The sequence below is a fragment of the Rhizobium sp. 32-5/1 genome, assembly GCF_029537235.1.
GTDB lineage: Bacteria > Pseudomonadota > Alphaproteobacteria > Rhizobiales > Rhizobiaceae > Pararhizobium.
This window is the reverse complement of record NZ_CP120638.1, coordinates 4,080,077-4,101,489: the sequence shown is the minus strand read 5'-3', so window position 1 is coordinate 4,101,489 and position 21,413 is coordinate 4,080,077. Positions and strand designations below refer to the sequence as shown.

Below are 21,413 nucleotides of genomic sequence, written 5' to 3'. Positions count from 1 at the left end.
TTCTTCTTGAGTGCGGCCGGTTTAGGCCGGTTCGGCCGCCATGACAAGGCTGGCATTCTGGCCGCCGAAGCCGAAGGAGTTCGACAGCACGGCCGAGACCTGCTTGTCGCGCCGCACGTTCGGCACGACATCCAGCACGATGGCCGGGTCCGGATTGAGATAGTTGATCGTCGGCGGCAGCGTGCCGGTCAGGATCGTCTGCAACGAGAACACGGCCTCGACAGCGCCAGCCGCGGTCAGCGTGTGGCCGATCATAGACTTGTTCGACGAAACCGGAATCTGTGGCAGGCCATCGCCAAAGACGGCGGACATGGCGCCGAATTCCATCTTGTCGTTTTCCGGCGTCGAGGTGCCGTGCGCATTGATGTAGCCGATCCCGCTTTCATCCATGCCGGCATCGGCAAGAGCCGCCCGGATCGTCGCGATCGCCGGGCCGCCATCGGGCGACGAGCGGGTACGGTGGAAGAGGTCGGCCTTCTCGCCACAGCCCTTGAGGATACCGTAGACACGAGCGCCGCGGGCAACAGCCGCTTCAAGCGATTCGAGAACAAGCGTTGCCGCGCCTTCCGCAATGACGAAACCGTCGCGATCCTTGGTGAAGGGCTTGGAGGCCTTTTGCGGCGGATCATTCTGGGTGGACAGCGCCGAGAGCAGCGCAAAGCGAATCAACGACTCGGCGCTGACGGATCCATCGGTCGCAACCGTCAGCGCACGGTCGGTGCGGCCCTGGCGAATCGCTTCGACGCCAAGCTGGATAGCAGTGGCACCGGAGGCGCAAGCGGTCGACAGTGTCACCGGCAGCCCGCGCGTACCGAAACGGTCGGCAAGGCGCTCGGAGATCGAGCCGAACATCACGGCTTCGTGGAAAACCGGATCGGCGCGTTCGCGCATGGCGGCAAGAAAACGGTCATAGGCATCGCCCGGATGAACAGACGGACCGGCGCGGTCGGCAAGCTCGAAACGCGCGCTCCATTCCGGCTCGATCGGCGGGGCGGCAAGAAACAGCGGGCCATTGAAATCGCCGCTGATGCCAGCCTGCGCCAGGGCTTCCAGCGTCGTTTCGCGGGCAAAGGCATAGGAACGCTCGACGGCGTTCTGGGCCGGCAACTCGATGAAATCGACCGTGCCACTGATGCGCGTGTTGAGGCCTTCCGTCGGGAAGCGTTCAATCTTGTGGATACCGGAAACGCCTGATGTCAGCGCCTTCCAGTTGTCCTCGATACCCTGTCCAAGCGAGGTGATGACGCCCATGCCGGTAACAGCGATAAGCGGGCGTCCGAGATGATCCTTATAGGCATTGCTCATGGCAGCCGCTCCTTAAACTTCCGCCGAAAGAACGGCGATCCCCTCGCCGCGCGCATGGCCGACGGTGGTGACGATAGCGGTTTTCGCCGGTTGCAACATGGCCGCTTCAGAAGCCTTATCGAAGGGCGGAACCTTAGCAGCGGCGCCGAGCGACAAAGCTGCAAAAGCAAGGCCGAGCGGAAACTGTGCTTCCAGCCCATGCCCGACAAGGCCGCCATAGGCGCGGACTGGAACGGCCGGAAACTGCTTTTCGAGGAAAGTCTTTTCGCGCGCGGCCAGATCGTGGAAACCGGTCGTGCCCGAGAAGACCACCGTCGAAGCTGCATCGATCGCGCCTGCAGGTGCCGAAAGCTCGGTGAGCCGTGTCTCCATGCGGCCTTCCGCCCGTTTGCCGCGGTCGCCGCCGATCGCGTCGATCGTCGCGTAGATCCGAGCGCCGCGGGCCTCTGCATGTTCGCGCGATTCGAGAACGAGGAAGGCGCCGACCGAGCCGAGGATCATACCGCCGCCATTTTCAGGCTTGCGCGACCAGATCGGCTGCCAGTCGCCGACGACGTGGCCCTGCACTGCCTCGATCAGCAGGATCATGTCCAAACGTTCGGCGGAGAAGGCACCGCCAACCAGCGTATGGGTCGATTGCCCCGCCTTGATACGGGCAAAGGCGGTTTCGATCGCCGAAATGCCGGCAGCTTCCTCACCCATAAAGGTACGCGACGAGCCGGTGACCTTGTGAACGATGGAGATGTTGCCGGCGAGCAGATTGGACAGCTGGGCCAGAAAAAGAGTCGGGCGCAATTCAGTGGTGAGCTTTTCGTTGAGCAGCTGTTCGCGGTCATTGCGCTTCAGCGCTTCGTCGACGATCAGCGAATCGACGTTGATATCGCGCTCGCCGCCGCCGGCAGCGACGATCATGTCCATCGAGCCGCAAGCCTCGAGATCATCCTTGAAGCCGGCATCGTCGAGCGCCAGACCGGCGCTGAAAACGCCAAGGCGCTGCCAGTTTTCCATCTGGCGCTGGTCGCCGCGCTTGGCGATCTGCTGCGACCAGTCGATTTCCGGCAGCGGATGCACGGGATAGGGCGCAAAACGCTCCGTCTCGACCCTGACAGTCGGCGATTCGGGTGCACCGACAAGATCGGTGTGCAGTTGCGCGCCAACCCCTGGCTGGTGACGATACCGACACCGGTGATGACGACGTCATTGGCGGATTTTATCATTGTCATTCCTTTGCATCCGCAGAGGTGGCGATGGCGGCCATCAGGCCCACCTCCTCCGCGCGCTTGCGCACGATATCACCCAGCGGCACCTGGTCGAACGGCATGGTTCGAAGCTTCAACTGGGCATCGCAGACCTTTTTGCCGGCCGAGGTAATTTTCGCCTTGGTCACAGCGAAGCCGGAGCCGTCATGCTCCAGATGCACCTCGATGTCGAGCACGGCTTCCGGTTCGACGAAGGTGCGCATCTTGGCGCCGTCGACCGTCATCAGGAAGGGCATGGCCGCAAAACCGGTCGCAGCGAGCACGAGAAAACCGGAAGCCTGCGCCATGGTCTCGATCAGGAGAACGCCGGGGACCAGCGGATAGCCGGGAAAATGGCCCTCGAAAACCGGGCTTTGGGCCGGAACGACCGAACGGGCGACCAGAGTTCCGGCCTTGAGATCGACGGCTTCGACGCGGTCGATCATCTGGAAATATTCAAGCAGCATCTGCGGCAAAACTCGTGTTGATGAAGGTCAAGTAAAAACGCCAATGCCGCCTGTCAAGCGCAACGGGCGACAGGCGGCATTGAATGGTATCGTTCGGGCAGAACCAACCGGCCCGGCGCTGGCGCGGACGATCAGCCCTTGGCGGCCTTCAGTTCGTCGATCTTGGCGCAGAGATTCTTCAGAACGAAGTATTCCTCGGTCGAAACCTTGCCTTCGTTCACATCCTGGGTCCACTGCTCGAGCGGGATCTTGATGCCGAATTCCTTGTCGATCGCAAAGACGATATCCAGGAAATCCAGGCTGTCGATGCCGAGATCATTGATCGTATGGCTTTCCGGCGTGATCGTCTCGCGGTCGATCTCGCTCGTCTCCGCAATGATGTCGGCAACCTTATCGAATGTAGCTGTCACGCGTATACCTCATATAAAATTCACGTTTTGGCGAACCTATAGGTAAATGCGTTTGAAAAGCCAATGGCCTTGAGGCCAGGAGTTGCATTTTGGCGCGCTGTGTGTCGCGCAAACATCGAAAAACGAAGGCGGACAATAATAGCTGCCTTCGCTTTCCTTGATGCGGCCAGGCTCAGCGCGTCACGACGATACGCGTGTTCTTCAGGCCATTGCGGCTAGTCATTGAGAAGAACTGCGCGGCATTGTCGGGGTGAAGACGGACACAGCCGTGCGAGGCGGGGCGGCCAAGACGCTTCAGATCGAATGTTGCATGTACCGCATAGCCACCGTTGAAAAAAACGGCATAGGGCATGGGCGCGTTGTCATATTTGCGGGACCGATGGTTTTTCGAAAGCCACTTGGCGCTCCAGCTGCCTTTCGGAGTAACATACCCTTTCCTTGCGGTCGATACTTTCCAACGATACTTGACGATACCGTTCTGCGAAACAGTCATGGTCTGGGATGAAAGACTGATATTGGCAATGAGATTGGCGGCACTTGAAGTCACGGTCTGAAATTGCAGAAATACGAGGGCCAAACAGGCCACGAAAATTTTATGCATGTATCCCTCTCCGAATTAAACAACCTTATTACTGGCGTCCCAACACGGCACAGAATATACATAGCGATTGATGATACAAGCTTAAGCGAAACAGAAAATACGAATATAAAAAATTCGATAAAATTACATCAAAACAAGAGTCGTCTTTAAAAGAAGCTCGGAACGGCAACAAGAAAAACAACTGTGATCATCAAGGCGGCGCAGGCTGCGTAGAATATGTGAACGGCCTTTTCTATGTCGGGCACCGTTGCAGTGGCTCTTCCCGCCCCGTTGATCATCGGCTCGGAAACGAGCGTGCCGGCATAAAGCCGCGGGCCAGCCAGTTGCACGTCGAGCGCACCGGCCATGGCCGCTTCCGGCCAGCCGGAATTGGGCGAGCGGTGCAGCCCGTGATCCCGCAGGCCGACATCCAGCGCATTGCGGGCGTCGCGGCGATCGACCCGCAGCCACGCACCGGCTGCGAACAGAAGAACCGACAGGCGGGCCGCCGGCAGGTTCGCAAGATCGTCAAGTCTGGCCGACGCCCAGCCGAAATAGAGATATTTCGGGCTCTTGTGACCAATCATCGAATCCGCGGTGTTCAGCATCTTGTAGGCCAGCAGCCCCGGCAGGCCGAAGATCGCATACCAGAAAGCGGGCGCCACGACGCCGTCGGAGAAATTTTCGGCGAGGCTTTCAATGGCAGCGCGGCAGACGGCCGGCTCGTCCAGTGTCTCCGGGTCGCGACCGACGATCATCGAAACCGCCTTTCGCCCGCCGGCAAGCCCATCCTTCCGCAACCCCGAAGCAACGCGCATCACATGATCGCCCAAGCTCTTCTGCGCCAGGAACACCGCAACGATCACAGTTTCAAACAGCAGGCCGACGAGACCCATTGATGCAAACAGACGGTGGAACAGCAGACCGATACCGGCGCTGAGAAGAAGAAGGGCGGCGAGGCTGATCGCGCCGCTGATGCGAAGTGCGTCGTCGCCCAGGCGCTTGCGGTTGAAGGACCGGTCGAACCAGCCGATGGCGGCGCCGAACAGCACGACAGGATGCGGCAGGCGGCGCCAAAGCCAATCGGGATCGCCGACGATCCGGTCGAGCAGTAGGGCCGCGGCCAGGACGAGCAGAATTTCAACAGACATGATCAAAGGTCCGATAGTCGCAAAGCTTCCGCCAGACGTTTATCCCCTGCCGCATCGGGCGCAAGCCCGATTCGCAACCACTTCGGCGCATAGTCGAAACGCCGCGTCAGAATATGCGCGCGGCAGAGATGGACGTGAAGGTCGGAAGCCCTATCATGCTCGACGAGGCTGAACAGCGCCGTACCGCCGGCCATAGACAGCCCTGCCCGCTGCAAGACGGCATCGAGCGCCAATTTCCGCTCAAGGATCGAGGTGCGGATAGCAGCGGCGGGTCCGTCAGTCATCAGTGCGTTGGCAATAACCAGTGCAGGACCGGACACCGCCCAGGGGCCGAGCCACTGCTGGAATTGCTCAGTGACATCCTGGGAAGCGATGACGAAGCCGAGGCGCAGTCCGGCGAGACCGAAGAATTTGCCGAACGAGCGGAAGACAATCAGGCTCTCCATGTCAGCCTGTTTACGGGCGATGCCCGACTTAGGCTCATGGTCTGCGAAAGCTTCGTCCACAAGCAGAATGCCGCCTTGGCCGACAATGGCCTTGCGGATGGATTCGACCTCCTCAATCGGAAAGGTTCGCCCCGTCGGATTGTTCGGGTTGACCAGGACGACAAGGCCGTGGCTCGCCGAAATCTCCTCTCGGGACGTGATCTGATCGATACCGAAGCCGGCTTCCGTAAAGGCGCGGGCATATTCGCCGTAGGTCGGGCCGAAAATCGCCACCCGTCGTCCGGGAACTGCAAGGCGTGGCAGCAGCTGGATAACGGATTGTGTGCCGGGTACCGGCAGGGGCAGATTGTGGCCGCTTCCGTAGTAGAGCGCCGCGGCTTTCGCGCCGCGTCGATCAGGTGTTGATCCGGAAGACGATGCCAGGCGTGTTCGGGTATGGCCGGCAGGGGTGCAGAGCGCGGGTTGATACCGGTGGACAGGTCGAGCCAGTCTTCAGGTCGGCCTCCGAATTGAGCAGCGGCCTGCGTGATGCCGCCGCCATGGACGATGGGACGACTCATGCGTCGGCAGCCTTGTCGATCAGGTGCATGAAAGAGCCCGCAACGGCGCCACGCTGGAGACCGACGGGACCGACAATCTCACCTGCCGCATCCGTCGTATCGAACAGAGGATCGGCATCCCCTCGGAAACGATCGTTGCGTAGTGAAACTCGTGCGCCATCAGAGGGCCATTGAAAAAGCTGTCATTGCGCGGCGTTGCGCGGCGATAGCCGAGATGCCGCTTGCGCTCGGCAAAGCTGGTGACCAGCGGCAAAAGACCAAGCATTCCGTAACGTTTGCCATCGGCCGCCACGAGCCCCTCACCCAGAGTCATATAGCCGCCACACTCCCCAAAAATGCGAACGCCGCGGGCCTCCGCACACACCATGCCCTCGCGAAACAACTGTGCATTCGAGAGCTGCTCGGCGTGCAATTCCGGATAGCCACCCGGAAGATAGATGGCATCGGCCTGCGGATCCGGCGCCTCATCGGCCAGCGGCGAAAGAAGGAAATCTGCACGCCCCGGCGTCGCCAGTCGAGCAGCAGATGCTCGTAGCAAAAGGCAAACGCGATATCCCGGGCGATGGAAATGTGCTGCCCCAGCGGTTTTAGACCGGTCACGGTCGGAGCATCGCGTTGACCCTCGCCGGCAAGCGCAAGAATAGAATCCAGATCGCAGCCATCAACCACCCGCGTAGCGGCATGTTCGATGAAGTCGTCGAGCCCGCCGTGCTCGCCTGCCTGAACCAGACCGAGATGGCGCTCCGGCAGCTTCATGCCGCTTTCCTGGCGGACAACGCCAAGGACGGGCATATGCACTCTGTCGAGTGCACCGCGCAGCATGGCCTCGTGCCGGTCGCTGCCGACCTTGTTGAGGATGACGCCGGCGATCCGGATATCGCGACGGTGGTCCGCGTAACCGCGCACCAGCGCCGCCACGGATTGCGCCATGCGTCCGCAATCGACCACGAGGACGACAGCCAGCTCAAGGGTCGCCGCCAGATCGGCGGGCGATCCGGTACCATCGACGGAGGCATCATGCAGGCCCATCATCGCCTCGACGATGAAGGGCCGGCGATCCCTTGCCGCCTCAGCGGCATTGAAGCGCAGGAGATCGGCGCGCATCGCCCAGGGATCGTAGTTAAGGCAGGGTTGCCCGCTCGCGGCCGTATGGAAGGCAGGATCGATATAGTCTGGGCCAGCCTTGCCGGGGGCAACAGCCACGCCGCGATTGCGCAAGGCCCTGAGAAGGCCAAGCGTGATCGTCGTCTTGCCGGAGCCGGAAGACGGCGCGGCGATCAGGAGACCACTCATGCCGGATCCTTGAGGCCGTGCGAAAACGGATCGGCCTGCAGAATACGCCCGTCGAGCGCGCCCAGCCAGTCGAGCGCGCTGCGCAGCCGCACGACCTCGCCGACGACGACGATTGCCGGCGGCTCGAGGCCGGAAGCGACGACATCGGCTTCCGCCCGTTCCAGTGTCGTTTCCAGCACCGACTGCTCGGTCGTCGACGCATTGCAGACGAAAGCTACCGGCTCGTCGCGCGAACGGCCGGCCGCGATCAGGTTACGGGTGATCTGGCCGATATGCTTCATCGCCATATACATGACGATGACAGGCGAGCCCTTGGCGATGGCATCCCAGTGGATACGATCAGGCACGACGCCGGCCGAGATCATGGCCGGTGAGGAACGTCACCGCATGCGTCACCTCGCGGTGGGTCACCGGGATCCCGGCATAGGCAAGGCCGCCGATACCAGCCGTTATGCCGGGCACGATCCGGAACGGAATGCGGTTTTCGACCAGCGTCAGAGCCTCCTCGCCGCCGCGACCGAAGACAAAGGGATCACCGCCCTTCAGCCGCAACACGCGGTGGCCGGCACGGGCCAGTTCCACCAGGCGCAGCGAAATATCCCGCTGCTTGGGCGACGGTTTTCCGCCGCGTTTGCCGGCAAATTCCAGCACGGCGCCGGGCTTGGCCATTTTCAGGCAATCGGCATTGACCAGCGCATCATGGACGATGACATCGGCCTGGCGGAGCGCATTCACGGCATGCAGGGTCAGAAGGCCCGGATCACCCGGCCCGGCGCCAACGAGCCAGACGGAGCCCTTTTCAAGGACAGGAAGGCCGGAAAAAGGGCGTCCATCATCGCAAACCATGGCCAGAGCGATCGCGGCGGGCGCCGGTTGAATCACCACATGAACATCCGGATTCAACCCGTGAGGAAAGAGCCCTATCCAGCTGGAAAGAATCCAAAATCACCCAATGAAGAATTGCAGCATTCATGACACAGCATCCTGCGAAGCGACCCCGGTCCGGGCGAGCGCTGCCGTCGCATGGGCCGATTTGATCTTCGGCACGACCAAATCCGCACAAGCGCCAGCGCCAGCCAATGCCGATGCTTCCGCCACACCATGGCAACCGGTAAGCGCGAACACGCGGTCAGACGGATGGCGTAGACGCGGCGTCTCGGCCTCGAGAATCGGCGCTGCAAAAAAACGAGAGGAAACGTTAAAATGAAGGGCCGCGGCCTGGATTGCCGGCTCATCGGCACGGTTGTCGAGGGATGCGATGCAGGCGATATCCTCGCCGCTGGCACCGATAGAGGCCAGCGCATTTTCAGCAAGCGCGATCACTTCCGCAGCCGGCGTGCCACGTTCGCAGCCAAGGCCGAGAACAAATCGCGCCGCGTTCGGCCTTATGGATGTCACCTGCATGGAAATAACCCGCGCCCCCTCGTCGGATATCCTGAACGAAACGCCGGGGCCCTCAAGCAGCCTCCTGCTCGAAGCGGTCTGGACAGCACCGGATGAAGCCCCTGACTGGGTCGGCCGCACCGGACGCTCTTTCAGCCTTTTTATAAAGGCACCGTCGCACGCCGTGTAAGCTTACCGAAGTGGTCATGCCGGGTCAAACCGGTTTGCGCCATTGCCCATGCCGGATACGCCATCCGGATGACGCAAAACGCGTCTTTGCACTTTACGATACACTCTGCCAAAAGGGGAACGCCCGCCTCAATCCCCTCCTTATCCCCGAGTCCCTCCCCGTGCACGATATCGCAGTCCACCTTCTCGCCTTCCTTTTCATCGCCGCCCTGCTTGCCGGCTTTATTGATTCGATCGCCGGCGGCGGCGGCATGATCACGATACCCGCCATGCTGATCGCCGGCATTCCACCCTTGGAGACGCTGGGCACCAACAAATTGCAATCGCTGTTCGGCTCGGGTTCGGCGAGCATCGCCTATGCGCGCAGCGGCCATGTCAACCTCATCGAGCAATTGCCGATGGTGGCATCGGCAATCCTCGGCGGTGCCGTCGGCGCGGCGCTGGCGACGATCGTTCCCGGCGACGTGCTGAAGATCGTCATGCCGTTCCTGCTGATCGCCATCGCGCTCTATTTCGGCTTCAAGCCCAATATCAGCGACGTAGACCAGACACGCCGGATGACGCCCTTCCTGTTCGGCCTGACCTTCGTTCCGCTGATCGGTTTCTATGACGGGGTGTTCGGACCCGGCACCGGGTCCTTCTTCATGCTCGGCTTCGTGACGTTGGCCGGCTTCGGCGTCCTGAAGGCGACGGCCCACACCAAGTTCCTGAACTTCGGCTCCAATATCGGCAGCTTCGTGGTGTTCGCCTTCTACGGCGTCGTGCTGTGGAAAACAGGCCTGGTCATGGGCGCCGGCCAGTTCATCGGCGCACAGATCGGCTCGCGTTTCGCCATGAAGAACGGCGCCAGGATCATCAAACCGCTGCTGGTCGTCACCTGCATCGCGCTTGCCATCAAGCTGCTTGCTGATCCGGCCCATCCGATCAGGGTATCGATGGGCCTATAGAACGTCATTTAGTCAATACTCAACTCCGACTTGCGCCTTGATGCCCGAGCGGAAGGGATGCTTGAGCAGTTCCATCTCGGTCACGAGATCGGCGATCTCGATCAGTTCTTCCTTGGCATTGCGGCCCGTCAGCACGACATGGGTCATGTGCGGCTTTTCCTCAACGAGAAAGCGAACGACTTCAGCGATGTCGATGTAGTCGTAGCGCAGCGCGATGTTGATCTCGTCGAGAAGCACCATGGAATTGCGCTCGTCGCGGATCAGTTCTTTGGCCTTTTCCCAGGCTTTCTGCGCCATGGCGATGTCGCGGGTGCGGTCCTGTGTTTCCCAGGTAAAACCTTCGCCCAGCGTATAGAACTGGCAGAGATCGCTGAAATGTTTCTCGATCAGGTTGCGCTCGCCGGTCTCCCAGGCGCCCTTGATAAACTGCACGACGGCAGACGGCATGCCATGGGCGATGTGGCGGAAGATCATGCCGAAGCCGGCCGTCGACTTGCCCTTGCCCTTGCCCGTATTGACGATGATCAGGCCCTTCTGGTCCGTCTTTGTCGCCATGATCTTTTCGCGCGCGGTCTTCTTCTTCGCCATCTTCATGGCGTGGCGGGCAAGATCGGCTTCGCTCATTTCGGTGTCGGTCTCAATCTCGGTCATAGCTTCCTCAATCATCATGTTTTGGCAGGTCGTCCTGGCAAGTCAGCCAATCGACGCGCTCGTTCCAGTACCAGTGTTGCTCGATGGGGACACCAGCGGCCCCTTCAAGCGAAGCGACGTAGAGATCGATTTCGCCTGGGCGCGCCTCGGTCTCAAAGCTCAGCGGCGAGCCGCAGGCCCCGCAAAATCCCCGCGACACACCCGGTGAAGATGCGAAGATTCGGCGAGGCGCGCCGGTAAACGCGACGTGTTTGATTGCTGAGGAAAGAAAGGTCGTGACCGGTGAGGAGGTCGCGCGTCGGCAGCTTTCGCAGTGGCAGTGTCCCGTCTTCATAATCGGGCCGGAAATCTGAAAGCGCACCGCCTTGCACAGGCATGATCCGGACAGGGTGATCATGAGGCTCTCCTTTGCTCAGCATGCGCAGCCAGCGCAAACCGCGCCGAGTTGGACCGTGGCGTCCAGAGTCCCCTGTCAATGGCTTCCAGCAGCTTGTCGGCCAGGTCGCGGAAGGCGGCGGGGTTCTTGTCTTCCATGAAGCCGCGGACGTTGTCGTCGAGCACGAAGGCCTGATAGACGGCTTCGAAATGATGATCACGCACCGCCCCGGTGGTCGCCGCGAACGCGAACATGTAGTCGACAGTTGCGGCGATCTCGAAGGCGCCCTTGTAGCCGTGCCGCATGACGCCGGCGATCCATTTCGGATTGACGACCCGGCCGCGCACGACGCGTCCGATCTCTTCTTCCAGCGAGCGTATGACCGGCTTTTCCGGGCGGGAATGATCATTGTGATAGATCGACGGCCGGCTGCCGGCCAGCGTCTCAATGGCAAGGCTCATGCCGCCTTCGAACTGGTAGTAGTCGTCGCTGTCGAGCAGGTCGTGTTCGCGGTTGTCCTGATTCTGGACCACGGCCTCGACCGATTTCAACCGCTCCTCGAGAAGCCCGCGCTCCGCCTTGCCATCCTCACCGGCGCCATAGGCATAACCGCCCCAGGTGAGGTAAGCTTCCGCAAGATCCTGCTTGTCTTCCCAGCCCTTCTCGTCGATCAGCGCCTGAAGGCCCGCACCATAGGCACCGGGCTTTGCCCCGAAGATGCGGTAGGAGGCGCGGCGGGCGGCCTCCTTCCCGTCGATACCCTCAGCGACGAGACGTGCGGTCTCCGAACGCATGCGCGCCGCGATCATGTTGTCGGCATCGTCATCGTCGAGTGCGCCGACGGCGCGGATCGCGTTGTCGAACAGCGCGATCTGGTCCGGGAAGGCATCGCGGAAGAACCCGGAAATCCGCAAGGTGACATCGACCCGCGGCCGACCGAGCAGGGCAAGCGGCACGATCTCGTAGCCGGTGACCCGACGCGACATCATATCCCAGACCGGCTTGGTGCCGATCAGCGCCATGGCCTGGGCGATATCGTCGCCGCCGGTGCGCATATTGGAGGTGCCCCAGGCCGTCAGTCCGAAGGATGTCGGCCAGTCGCCATGATCCTGCAGGTAGCGCCGAATGAGCAGTTCGGCAGATTTTTTGCCGAGCTCGAAAGCCGCCGGCGTCGGCACGGCGCGGCTGTCGACCGAGTAGAAATTGCGGCCCGTCGGCAAGACATCGGGCCGTCCGCGGGTCGGCGCGCCCGAGGGTCCGGGCGGCACGAAACGGCCATCAAGGCCGGTCAGAAAGGCTGCAATTTCCGCCGGTCCGGACTGGACGATGGAGGGCTTCAGGCGGGTTTCGATTTCAGCAAGAACGGCTTGTGTCGCCATCCAATCGGTCGGGCACGGCCGTTCGCCGGATACAAATTGCGCCGCCAAGAGTTCGATGCGTTCGACGGTATCACCGGCGGTGCGCCATGGGGCGTCGGTCTGGTTTGCGAGGATTTCGGGTTTTGGGCCGGTCCAGGGATCGGAGAGGATGCAGTCGAGGGGATCGAAAGGCCGCTCAGGATTGATCTCCCCCTTGTGGGGGAGATGTCGGCCGGGCCGACAGAGGGGGTACGGTCGGCACGGAGAGGGCGGAAAGATTTCCCCCTCTGTCCTGTCGGACATCTCCCCCACAAGGGGAGAGATCGACTTGGAAAACCCCAGCCCCGCATCCCGCGCAATCGCCCGCTGCAGGCTGCAATCACCGCCCTCGCCCTGGCCCCGCGGCACGCGCGCCAGAGCGACCGTCAGGTCCGTCAACAGGCGCCCCTCCGGAGCCACGCCGAACACATGCAGACCGTCGCGGATCTGCAGTTCTTTCAGGTCGCAGAGATAGGCATCTAGCTTTTCCAGCGCCTTGTCTTCGCCATCGGACACACCGATTCCGGCATCCTGATCGAGGCCGATATCGCGCACGAGGTCGAGGATCTGTTTGCTCAGGAGCCGCAGGCGGCGCGGGTCGCCACCCGCCGCGTCGTAGTATTCATCGACCAGCGCCTCCAGATCCTTGAGCGGCCCGTAGGATTCGGCCCGCGTCAAAGGCGGCGTCAGGTGATCGATGATGACGGCAGCCGTGCGGCGCTTGGCCTGCGTACCCTCGCCCGGATCGTTGACGATGAAGGGATAGAGATGCGGCATCGGCCCGAAGATCGCTTCGGGATAGCACGTTTCCGACAGCGCCAGCGCCTTACCGGGCAGCCATTCAAGATTGCCGTGTTTGCCCATGTGGATGACGGCATGGGCGCCATATTCCCGACGCAGGAAGGCGTAGAAGGCGAGATAGCCGTGCGGCGGCACGAGATCGGGCGAGTGGTAGGTTTCCTTGGGATCGATATTGTAACCGCGCGCAGGCTGGATGCCGACCAGCGTCTCGCCGAAGCGCGTCAGCGGCAGGGCAAAACGACCATCGCGGAAATATGGGTCGGTCTCCGGCGCACCCCAGCGGGCCGTCACCTCATCCTGAATCTGAACCGGAAGAGACGCAAAGAACGCCTTATATTGACTCAGGGAAAGCGTCTCGCGAACCTCGCGGTCGCCGCCTGCATCATTGGTCGGTCCTGCCATCAGATGCGTGATCAGCGCGTCGCCATCGTCGGGCACGTCATCGACCGCATAACCGGCATCCCGCATGGCCCGCAGCACTTCGATCGTGCCGGCCGGCGTGTCGAGGCCGACGCCGTTGCCGAGACGCCCGTCGCGGTTCGGATAGTTCGCCAGGATGATGACGACACGCCGCTCCGCCGGCAAAGCCCGGCGCAGACGCGCCCAGTTGGCGGCAAGCCGCGCGGTAAACAGAACCCGGTCGGCAAGCGGCTCATGACCGACGATATTCGCCTCGACCTGCGGGTCGTAGATCGCGGCCGCCTTGAAGGACACGGCGCGAGACAGAATGCGGCCATCGACCTCCGGCAGCGCGACGTTCATCGCCAGATCCCGCGCCATCAGCCCTTGCGCAGATGTTTCCCATGCCTTCCGGGATGAGCCGGAAAAGATCACCTGCAGCACCGGTGCATCGGTGAATTCAAGCACCGTCGGCTTGCGGTCGGCGCCGGGCGCGGATACGGCAAAACCGGTGGCGTTCATCACCACATCGGGCCTCGCCTCGGCAAAGATTGCCTCCAGCGTGCCGACGGAGACCGCATCCTTGAGGCTAGAGACGAAGACCGGCAAGGCAGCAATGCCCTCCGCGGCCAAGGCCTCGATCAGGGCCTCGACAGGCTTGGTCTCGCCGCTCTGGACAAGAGCGCGGTAGAAGGAGATGGCGATAATGGGACGGGACGGAGCGTAGGGAGAAATACCCCCTCTGTCCTGTCGGACATCTCCCCCACAAGGGGGAGATCGATGGAGTGAGTTTTCGCCCAACAATTGGCCCCGGATTGATCTCCCCCTTGTGGGGGAGATGTCGGCCGGGCCGACAGAGGGGGTGTTTCTCCACCGGTACGAAAACCGGCAATCGCCTTCCACCGCTCCACCCCGATCACGCCGGCGCCCGGCCACCAGATGCCGGCCTTGAGCAAGGTCGATGCCGGCTGGGGAGTTCGGAACCGTCGATCAGCGCCTCGCCATAGTCGAGCAGCCGCGCCATGTTGTCGGCGCCGCCCTCGGTGAAATAGGCCCACATCGCTGCGCGATCCTCGGTGCCAACAGTCGAAAACGGTTCGAGACCGGGATCCGGCTTGTCACAGCCCGGCAGCACAGCGATCTGGAAGCCGTGGTTGATAGCGGCGGCGTGCAGGGCTTCGAGCACATAGTGGAAATAGCTGGCGCCGCCGAGCGGCCGCACGACGATCAGCTTCGCATGCCGCGCTGTCCGCTCGACATAGGTATCGACCGACATCGGATGCTTGAGGATCAGCAGGCTCGCGACTCGCAGGCTGGTATTGCCCGGTCGAGACCGGTGTGCGGCAGCGATCGAGGACAGCTCGGTATCGGCCGCCGACAGGAACAGGATATCGCCCGGCGACTGCCCAAGATCGATCGCCTCCTCGCCGTCGGTGATGGTGCCTTTCTGGGCTAGGAGGAGGTGCATGAAGACCTCCGGTTCTCCGAGAGGAAAGTCCGCAACCCAACCCCTGCCCACAAGGGGAGGGACTAACTCGTTGCACCTTCATACCCAGGCAAACGGCAATCGAGCTGATAGAAGACTTGGGAGTGAAATACAGAGCAGGCCGCAACCGCAGGCCAAGCCCCTCCCCTTGTGGGGAGGGGTTGGAGAGGGGTTTCTCTTTGACCTGCTCGACATTTTTAAACCGCCGCTTCGATGGCCGCGCGCACCGCGGCCTCGTCCATGTCGTGCAGGCCGATGACGACGAGACGCGTGCGGCGAACTTCACCGGTCGCCCAGGCGCGGTCGAAATACTGGTCGATGCGGGTGCCGACGCCCTGGATCAGCAGGCGCATCGGCTTGCCCGGCACGTCGGCAAAGCCCTTGACGCGCAGCACATCGTGTTCGGCAATGATCCCCTTTAGTTTTTCGATGAAGGCGGCGGGATCGGCAAGCGCGCCGAGTTCGACGACGAAACTGTCGAACTCGTCGTGGTCATGCTCCTCGCCGGCCTCATGCTCCATTTCGTGATGCGACTTGCGGTTGGCGATGTCGCTTTCGGTACCGACGTTGAGGCCCAGCAGGATGGCGGCGGAAACCTCGCCGTGCTTCGCCTCGATCATCGTCGGCTTGCGGCTGGTCCGCGAGGCGACTTCGCCGCGCACGAACTGCAGGCCGGCGGCATCGAGCAGATCTGTCTTGTTGAGAACGATCAGATCGGCCGCGGTCAACTGGTCCTCGAAAAGCTCCTCGATCGGGCTTTCATGGTCGAGATTGTCGTCCTCGACACGCAACGCATCGACCTTGTCGTGATCGTCGGCAAAACGACCGGCCGCAACGGCGGCGCTGTCGACCACGGTAATCACGCCATCGACGGTCACCTGCGTGCGGATGTCCGGCCAGTTGAAGGCGGCGATCAGCGGCTGTGGCAACGCAAGCCCGGAGGTCTCGATGACGATGTGATCGGGGCGATTTTCGCGGTCGAGCAACTTGGTCATGGTCGGGATGAAATCGTCGGCGACGGTGCAGCAGATGCAGCCATTGGTCAGTTCGATGATGTCGTCCTCGCTGCAGGCTTCAGCACCACAGCCCTTCAGCACATCGCCGTCCACGCCGAGATCGCCGAATTCGTTGATGATCAGCGCAATGCGGCGGCCGCCGGCATTCTGCAGGATGTTGCGGATCATCGTCGTCTTGCCGGCGCCGAGGAAGCCGGTGATCACGGTGGCCGGAATCTTTCCGTTGCCGCCCTTGGCGAGTGGGGCTTTTGCGAGTGTCATGTTCAACCCTTCATTTTCAACGGCAGTCCGGCCGCGATAAAGTAAACTTCGGCGGCCTTTGCCGCGATGATCTGGTGCAGCCGGCCGGCATGGTCGCGAAAATCGCGCGCCATGCGGTTTTCCGGCACGATGCCAAGGCCGACTTCATTGGAAACGAAAATCAGCTTTGCGGCGGCGGTCGGGATGTAGTCGGCAAGGCGCGAAAATTCCGCCGTCATGTCGCGCTCCTCCATCATCAGATTGGTGACCCATAGCGTCAGGCAATCCACCAGAACGACGCGACCGGGTGCATCGATCCCGGCCAGGCAATCGACCAGCGCCAGCGGCTCTTCGCATGTCGTCCATTCGCAGCCGCGGCGGCTGCGATGTTCGCTAATCCTTGCCGTCATCTCGCCATCCCAGGCCCGTCCCGTGGCGACATAATACATGTCGAGCCCCGACGCCGTCACCAGCGCCTCGGCAAAGCTCGATTTTCCGGATCGGGCGCCGCCCAGAACGAGCACGGATCCGGTTGCTGTCGATGTCATGATGTGATCCCGCCGTCAGCCGATGGCGCGCAAAAGAACGGGTGGGCTTTTGAATCGACGCAAGCGCAAGGTCGCGCGCACGCGCAAACCGGTTGATAGAGCCATGACAACCTCCGTGCTGGCATCGGGAAACGTCCCGTAGGCGGGCAGTATGCCCTTGTCGGGTGGCAGGTCTCCTGGCTCGCGGGTTCACGCACCGAAAAGGTGCGAACGGGTCCGCCTCGCCTTCCCGGAGTTTTCGCGCCAGATTGCAAGATCGCAATCGACGGACATCATGAAGAGGTGGACGATTCGTAGACAAAGAGGCGTCCTGCCCCGGCTGATCATGATGCCACTCCAGTGGCTTTTCCGGTTGGGCCTGCGTCTCCAGCGTGCCGCACCATGCGGCATCTCCCGAAGGACAGGCTTTCCCGGATGGCGAACCCTGACCGCTCTACAGTCGCGGGGTCGGCTGCGATAAGAGTGCCCGATCTGGGTCCACCCTGTCGCATTCCCATTTACTCCCGCAAGACAAAGCGCCCTGCGGGAACCATCCAATGGCCGATGATTATGGGCGGCTGGCGGCAAAGTCAATCAGCGGATTGGACAAGTGCGACCATGCCTACGGTCATCCACTCGCCGACCGTCGATGCGAAGTCCTGTGTGAATCTCACCCGTGGGGTCGAGTTTCAGGACATCAGCGTATCGAGCCATTGGCGATCGAGGACGGCCTCCAGTTCGCCCGCAACGGAATCCAGCGCATCATCTACCGTCTGACGATAGTTGAGGCCGCTGCCGACAATGCCGAAGTCCGCGAGCAACGCCGCGCGATAGGCATCACTTGAAAACAGACCGTGCAAGTAAGTTCCGAGGATCCGTCCGTTTGGCGACATGGCGCCGTCCGGTCTCCCGTCAATCGACACCGGTGCGCGCATGCAATCAGGCCCGGTCGTCACGCCGAGATGGATCTCGTAACCCTGCAGCACCACGTCATGCTGCAGTGACCAGGCCTGCACATTTCTCACCGTCTTTTCAGGTGCCATTGCCGTTTCGACATCCAGAAGGCCGAGCCCTTCAATTTCCGTGAGATCACCCTCGATGCCCGAGGGATCCGTAACCCGACTGCCGAGCATCTGGAAGCCGCCACAAAGTCCGATGACATGGCCGCCGCGGCGGACATGTCCCTGAAGGTCGCGATCCCACCCTTGGGCGCGGAAATCGCGAAGATCGGAAATGGTCGATTTCGAACCGGGGATGACCACAAGACCGGCATCGACAGGCAGAGGTTCGCCAGGTGGCACAAAGACGAGATCGACCTCCGGCTCCGATGCCAAGGGATCAAGATCGTCGAAATTGGCAATCCGCGACAGCATGGGGACTGCAACCTTCAGCGCCCTGCCGGTACCGCGCGTCAGCTTGTCGAGAACCACAGAATCTTCCGCCGGCAGACGCGTGGCACTTTTCAGCCAGGGAACGACACCGAAACAAGGCCAGCCGGTAAAACGGCTGACGGCAGCAATGCCGTCGTCGAAAAGCGACACGTCGCCCCGGAACTTGTTGATCAAGTAGCCTGTGATCATCCGACGGTCGTCCTCCGGCAGGATCGTGTGCGTGCCGACCAGCGACGCAATCACGCCACCGCGATCGATATCGCCGACCAGCACGACCGGCACATTGGCCCTGGTAGCAAAGCCCATATTGGCGATATCCCCTGCCCGCAGGTTGATTTCCGCCGGTGAACCGGCCCCCTCGACGATGACCAGATCGGCTCCGGAACAGATGGTCTCGAAACTCTGCATGACGGCGCCGAGCAGCTTTGGCTTGAGCGCCTGGTAATCGCGTCCGCGCGCCTGTCCGGCGACCCTGCCCTGAACGATGATCTGGCTGCCGGTCTCCGACTGCGGCTTGAGCAAAACGGGGTTCATGTGGATGGAGGACGGAACGCGCGCGGCCATCGACTGAAGCCATTGAGCCCGGCCGATTTCGCCGCCGTCATCGGCCACGGCCGCATTGTTCGACATGTTCTGTGGCTTGAACGGGCGAACCTTCAAGCCTCTGTTTGCGGCAAGCCGGCAGAGACCAGCCACCAATACCGTTTTTCCGACATCCGAGCCGGTTCCCTGAAGCATGATCGTCTTTGTCATGGCTGTTTCATTAGCACCGCGTCCGCCCCATGCAAAGCCTTGTTTTGCCGCAATTCCGCCTTGTTCGACCCGGTGTCTTCACGCCGTATTTCAACCCGTTTCAACTCTTGCTGAACCGGAAGCATGAACCTTCCAGAATGCGACATCGCATGGCGAATTTGATTGTTGATTTGCACCATATCAGGCGTATATCAGCGCCATGCCATCACGGCGCGGATGTCCGCGCCACATCCAAGGTCACACGCCCCATGTTGTTCATCTTCAGCAAGCCAAATTTCGTCCAGATCGCCTGGAACTCTGTTGTCCCGGACAACCAGTCGCGTGTCCGTAACACTGTCATGACGGCGCCGATCGGCCCGCTCGGCTTCATCCGCACGCGTAGCGTCGGCTGAACACCACCGACGGCCATAGGCAATGAAATTTGGAAACCGCATCGCGCAAGCGATGCGGTTTTTTCGTGCGCGGAGAAAACAACAAACAAAACGCTCTGAAGGACAGTCAGGCCCCAAACGCGAAAACCGCACCAGCCCCGTCAGGAACTGTGCGGTCTGCCACAATACGCATGGCCTCTTCGAAAATACGCCGAAGATCGCTCCGGCCCGGGACGCAAAACCTGATCCGGGCGGGCGGCAGTTGTCCCCCGCCGCAGGAAAACAATTAGCCTGACATCGTTACCGGATGGTTAGTGAGAGATGAATCAAAGATGAATTTCATTATTTTTCGAATTTTTTTGAGACTGCAAAAAAACGCGACACGGCGCATTCGGGATAAAAAACGTCTGCAATAAAACGGGCAAAACGCGACAATTGAAGGTCAGGGCAAATTTTGCGGCAATTCGCGGCTGTCATGCTCAAAAATGGTGCCGGCATCAAGACAAATCAACGGCTTGTCAGCCCCCTGCAGCCATGCCTTGCGCCGCAAAAGGCCGTGATGGCCAATTCCGGAGGTTGATTTCTGCGGAGGAACAAATAGGCTGCCCCTATGCGGTCAAAAGAGAGCCGGCTGGCGACAGGGTTCCGCGGCCGGACAAAAAGCTCTACACCGTTGCAGCGGGGGCACCATATGCGGCATTGCCCGAAAGCGCGCCCCTATGCTGCTGATATCAATCAATTGGGTGGCCGGGAGGGCAGTATCCCGCGTTGCCTCCAGATTTTCCGCTGCATTAAGACTGGGAGGTCTTAAACATGAAGAAGCTCCTCGCTTCCACCATCATCGCCGCCGGGTTCTACGCGATCGCCGGTTCCGCATCTGCCGCCGATTGCGGCGAAGTCAGCATCGCTGAAATGAACTGGGCATCAGCCGGCGTCGCCGCGCATGTCGACAAGTTCATTCTTGAGAACGGCTACGGTTGCACGGCAACACTCGTCACCGGCGATACAATGCCGACCTTCACGTCGATGAACGAGAAGGGCCAGCCCGACATGGCTCCGGAAATGTGGGTCAATGCCGTGCGCACGCCCCTGGATGCTGCCATCAAGGAAGGCCGCCTGATCGAGGCAGCCAAGATCCTCAATGAAGGCGGCGTCGAAGGCTGGTGGATTCCGAAATTCCTCGCCGACGCCAACCCCGACATCAAGACAGTTCAGGATGCCCTGAAGCATCCGGAACTGTTCCCGGCTCCGGAAGACGCGTCCAAGGCCGCCATCATCAATTGCCCTTCGGGCTGGAACTGCCAGGTTTCGACGGCCAACCTGTTCAAGGCTCTCAAGGCTGAAGAAGCAGGCTTCACGCTGGTAGATACCGGCTCGGCTGCCGGTCTCGACGGATCGATCTCCAACGCCTTCAGCTCGCAGAAGGGCTGGCTTGGCTACTATTGGGCACCGACCGCCATCCTCGGCAAGTACGAGATGACCCGCCTGAGCTTCGGCGTCGAGAACGACAAGGCCGAGTGGGACAAGTGCACGGCAGTGCCGGATTGCGCAGACCCGAAGGTGAACTCCTACCCGACGTCCGACGTCTTCACGGTCGTTACCAAGGCTTTCTCCGAGAAGGCCGGCGTTGCCATGGATTATGTCAAGGCCCGCAACTGGGACAACGGCACGGTCAACAAGGTTCTCGCCTGGATGGATGAAAACCAGGGCACCAACGAAGATGCAGCAAAGCACTTCCTGGAAACCTATCCCGACATGTGGACCAAGTGGGTTGCTCCTGACGTCGCTGAAAAGGTCAAGGCAGCGCTTTGATCCGATAAGGAAGAAGGCAGTGGACCGTAGCGGTTCGCTGCCTTTTTGCGCTTGATGCGCAAAACACCCGGTCTAGGCGTCGCAAACAACAAAGCAGGCGAGACCGGAAACTGCCACGTTTCAGCCCATGAACGAAATACGGCCAGCGCCCTTTTCAACGTTCATGTTCGATGTTGAAATGTCATGACGTCCGGAGGGGCGCACGACGGATCAAAAAACATGCC

Annotated in this window: 16 protein-coding genes, 5 pseudogenes and 1 riboswitch; of the genes and pseudogenes, 4 read left to right on the top strand and 17 right to left on the bottom strand. The window is 61.2% G+C overall.

The annotated features are described in order from the left end of the window. Positions 1–21: 21 nt before the first annotated feature. The 10 genes and pseudogenes from P6U16_RS20575 to P6U16_RS20530 form a co-directional block, all read right to left on the bottom strand. Positions 22–1,305: a beta-ketoacyl-ACP synthase gene (locus P6U16_RS20575; RefSeq protein ID WP_277702012.1), complete on the bottom strand. Its 1,284-nt coding sequence runs from the start codon at positions 1,303–1,305 to the stop codon at positions 22–24. Positions 1,306–1,317: 12 nt separating this feature from the next. Beyond that, positions 1,318–2,522, bottom strand: a pseudogene (locus tag P6U16_RS20570) (beta-ketoacyl-ACP synthase). 2 nt (positions 2,523–2,524) lie between these two features. Further along, positions 2,525–3,010 (bottom strand): 3-hydroxyacyl-ACP dehydratase FabZ family protein, encoded by a 486-nt coding sequence (locus tag P6U16_RS20565; RefSeq protein WP_277702011.1) that lies wholly within the window; start codon positions 3,008–3,010, stop codon positions 2,525–2,527. Positions 3,011–3,141: 131 nt separating this feature from the next. After that, entirely contained in the window at positions 3,142–3,420 is a 279-nt protein-coding gene (locus tag P6U16_RS20560; RefSeq protein WP_071834677.1) for an acyl carrier protein, read from the bottom strand. 172 nt (positions 3,421–3,592) lie between these two features. Next, positions 3,593–4,021: a L,D-transpeptidase gene (locus tag P6U16_RS20555; RefSeq protein WP_277702010.1), complete on the bottom strand. Its 429-nt coding sequence runs from the start codon at positions 4,019–4,021 to the stop codon at positions 3,593–3,595. Positions 4,022–4,167: 146 nt separating this feature from the next. Further along, positions 4,168–5,151 carry an adenosylcobinamide-phosphate synthase CbiB gene (gene cbiB, locus P6U16_RS20550; protein WP_277702009.1) on the bottom strand — a complete coding sequence of 328 codons (984 nt, stop codon included), beginning with the start codon at positions 5,149–5,151 and terminating at the stop codon, positions 4,168–4,170. A gap of 2 nt (positions 5,152–5,153) precedes the next feature. Beyond that, positions 5,154–6,157: pseudogene (gene cobD / locus P6U16_RS20545) on the bottom strand (threonine-phosphate decarboxylase CobD). Then, a pseudogene (locus P6U16_RS20540) lies at positions 6,154–7,450 on the bottom strand (cobyrinate a,c-diamide synthase). Before P6U16_RS20540 ends, cobD begins: the two co-directional pseudogenes overlap by 4 nt. Then, positions 7,447–8,296: pseudogene (gene cobA, locus P6U16_RS20535) on the bottom strand (uroporphyrinogen-III C-methyltransferase). Before cobA ends, P6U16_RS20540 begins: the two co-directional pseudogenes overlap by 4 nt. Before the next feature lie 123 nt (positions 8,297–8,419). Further along, positions 8,420–8,854: a cobalamin biosynthesis protein gene (locus P6U16_RS20530; RefSeq protein ID WP_277702008.1), complete on the bottom strand. Its 435-nt coding sequence runs from the start codon at positions 8,852–8,854 to the stop codon at positions 8,420–8,422. A 329-nt stretch (positions 8,855–9,183) separates the two neighbouring features. On the opposite strand from P6U16_RS20530, the gene P6U16_RS20525 reads away from it, so the two are divergent. Further along, positions 9,184–9,969 (top strand): TSUP family transporter, encoded by a 786-nt coding sequence (locus tag P6U16_RS20525; protein ID WP_277702007.1) that lies wholly within the window; start codon positions 9,184–9,186, stop codon positions 9,967–9,969. 12 nt (positions 9,970–9,981) lie between these two features. Here P6U16_RS20525 and cobO read toward each other — a convergent pair whose 3' ends face one another. From cobO to P6U16_RS20490, 7 genes and pseudogenes are all read right to left on the bottom strand, one after another. Then, positions 9,982–10,620, bottom strand: a complete 639-nt coding sequence (cobO, locus tag P6U16_RS20520; RefSeq protein WP_277702006.1) for a cob(I)yrinic acid a,c-diamide adenosyltransferase — start codon at positions 10,618–10,620, stop codon at positions 9,982–9,984. A gap of 7 nt (positions 10,621–10,627) precedes the next feature. Then, positions 10,628–11,017: a GFA family protein gene (locus tag P6U16_RS20515; RefSeq protein WP_277702005.1), complete on the bottom strand. Its 390-nt coding sequence runs from the start codon at positions 11,015–11,017 to the stop codon at positions 10,628–10,630. Further along, positions 11,014–14,394, bottom strand: a complete 3,381-nt coding sequence (cobN, locus tag P6U16_RS20510; RefSeq protein ID WP_277702004.1) for a cobaltochelatase subunit CobN — start codon at positions 14,392–14,394, stop codon at positions 11,014–11,016. The genes P6U16_RS20515 and cobN overlap by 4 nt, the downstream gene beginning before the upstream one ends. Before the next feature lie 86 nt (positions 14,395–14,480). Beyond that, positions 14,481–15,061, bottom strand: a pseudogene (locus tag P6U16_RS20505) (cobaltochelatase subunit CobN); the annotation flags it as partial. Between the two features lie 215 nt (positions 15,062–15,276). Beyond that, positions 15,277–16,356 (bottom strand): cobalamin biosynthesis protein CobW, encoded by a 1,080-nt coding sequence (cobW, locus tag P6U16_RS20500; protein WP_277702003.1) that lies wholly within the window; start codon positions 16,354–16,356, stop codon positions 15,277–15,279. Between the two features lie 2 nt (positions 16,357–16,358). Then, positions 16,359–16,883 carry a bifunctional adenosylcobinamide kinase/adenosylcobinamide-phosphate guanylyltransferase gene (gene cobU, locus P6U16_RS20495; RefSeq protein ID WP_277702002.1) on the bottom strand — a complete coding sequence of 175 codons (525 nt, stop codon included), beginning with the start codon at positions 16,881–16,883 and terminating at the stop codon, positions 16,359–16,361. A gap of 148 nt (positions 16,884–17,031) precedes the next feature. Next, positions 17,032–17,432, bottom strand: a riboswitch (cobalamin riboswitch). Positions 17,433–17,551: 119 nt separating this feature from the next. Next, a complete protein-coding gene (locus P6U16_RS20490) occupies positions 17,552–19,006 on the bottom strand; it encodes a cobyric acid synthase (RefSeq protein ID WP_277702001.1) in 1,455 nt (484 codons plus the stop codon). 248 nt (positions 19,007–19,254) lie between these two features. Here P6U16_RS20490 and P6U16_RS20485 point away from each other — a divergent pair, with 248 nt between their 5' ends. The 3 genes from P6U16_RS20485 to P6U16_RS20475 all read left to right on the top strand — a co-directional run bounded on the left by P6U16_RS20485 (position 19,255) and on the right by P6U16_RS20475 (position 21,189). Beyond that, on the top strand, positions 19,255–19,398 hold the full coding sequence (locus tag P6U16_RS20485) for a hypothetical protein (RefSeq protein ID WP_277702000.1): 144 nt from the start codon (positions 19,255–19,257) through the stop codon (positions 19,396–19,398). A 22-nt stretch (positions 19,399–19,420) separates the two neighbouring features. Next, complete coding sequence (locus P6U16_RS20480) at positions 19,421–19,672, top strand: hypothetical protein (protein ID WP_277701999.1); 252 nt, start codon at positions 19,421–19,423, stop codon at positions 19,670–19,672. A gap of 518 nt (positions 19,673–20,190) precedes the next feature. After that, on the top strand, positions 20,191–21,189 hold the full coding sequence (locus P6U16_RS20475; protein ID WP_277701998.1) for an ABC transporter substrate-binding protein: 999 nt from the start codon (positions 20,191–20,193) through the stop codon (positions 21,187–21,189). The last annotated feature ends 224 nt before the right edge of the window (positions 21,190–21,413 follow it).

Excerpts from the sequence above, each read along its gene's own strand:
- P6U16_RS20575 (WP_277702012.1), bottom strand. The coding sequence starts at position 1,305 with ATGAGCAATGCCTATAAGGATCATCTCGGACGCCCGCTTATCGCTGTT.
- P6U16_RS20565 (WP_277702011.1), bottom strand. The coding sequence starts at position 3,010 with ATGCTGCTTGAATATTTCCAGATGATCGACCGCGTCGAAGCCGTCGAT.
- P6U16_RS20555 (WP_277702010.1), bottom strand. The coding sequence starts at position 4,021 with ATGCATAAAATTTTCGTGGCCTGTTTGGCCCTCGTATTTCTGCAATTT.
- cbiB (WP_277702009.1), bottom strand. The coding sequence starts at position 5,151 with ATGTCTGTTGAAATTCTGCTCGTCCTGGCCGCGGCCCTACTGCTCGAC.
- P6U16_RS20530 (WP_277702008.1), bottom strand. The coding sequence starts at position 8,854 with ATGCAGGTGACATCCATAAGGCCGAACGCGGCGCGATTTGTTCTCGGC.
- cobO (WP_277702006.1), bottom strand. The coding sequence starts at position 10,620 with ATGACCGAGATTGAGACCGACACCGAAATGAGCGAAGCCGATCTTGCC.
- P6U16_RS20515 (WP_277702005.1), bottom strand. The coding sequence starts at position 11,017 with ATGATCACCCTGTCCGGATCATGCCTGTGCAAGGCGGTGCGCTTTCAG.
- cobW (WP_277702003.1), bottom strand. The coding sequence starts at position 16,356 with ATGACACTCGCAAAAGCCCCACTCGCCAAGGGCGGCAACGGAAAGATT.
- cobU (WP_277702002.1), bottom strand. The coding sequence starts at position 16,883 with ATGACATCGACAGCAACCGGATCCGTGCTCGTTCTGGGCGGCGCCCGA.
- P6U16_RS20490 (WP_277702001.1), bottom strand. The coding sequence starts at position 19,006 with ATGACAAAGACGATCATGCTTCAGGGAACCGGCTCGGATGTCGGAAAA.
- P6U16_RS20485 (WP_277702000.1), top strand. The coding sequence starts at position 19,255 with ATGTTGTTCATCTTCAGCAAGCCAAATTTCGTCCAGATCGCCTGGAAC.
- P6U16_RS20480 (WP_277701999.1), top strand. The coding sequence starts at position 19,421 with ATGAAATTTGGAAACCGCATCGCGCAAGCGATGCGGTTTTTTCGTGCG.
- P6U16_RS20475 (WP_277701998.1), top strand. The coding sequence starts at position 20,191 with ATGAAGAAGCTCCTCGCTTCCACCATCATCGCCGCCGGGTTCTACGCG.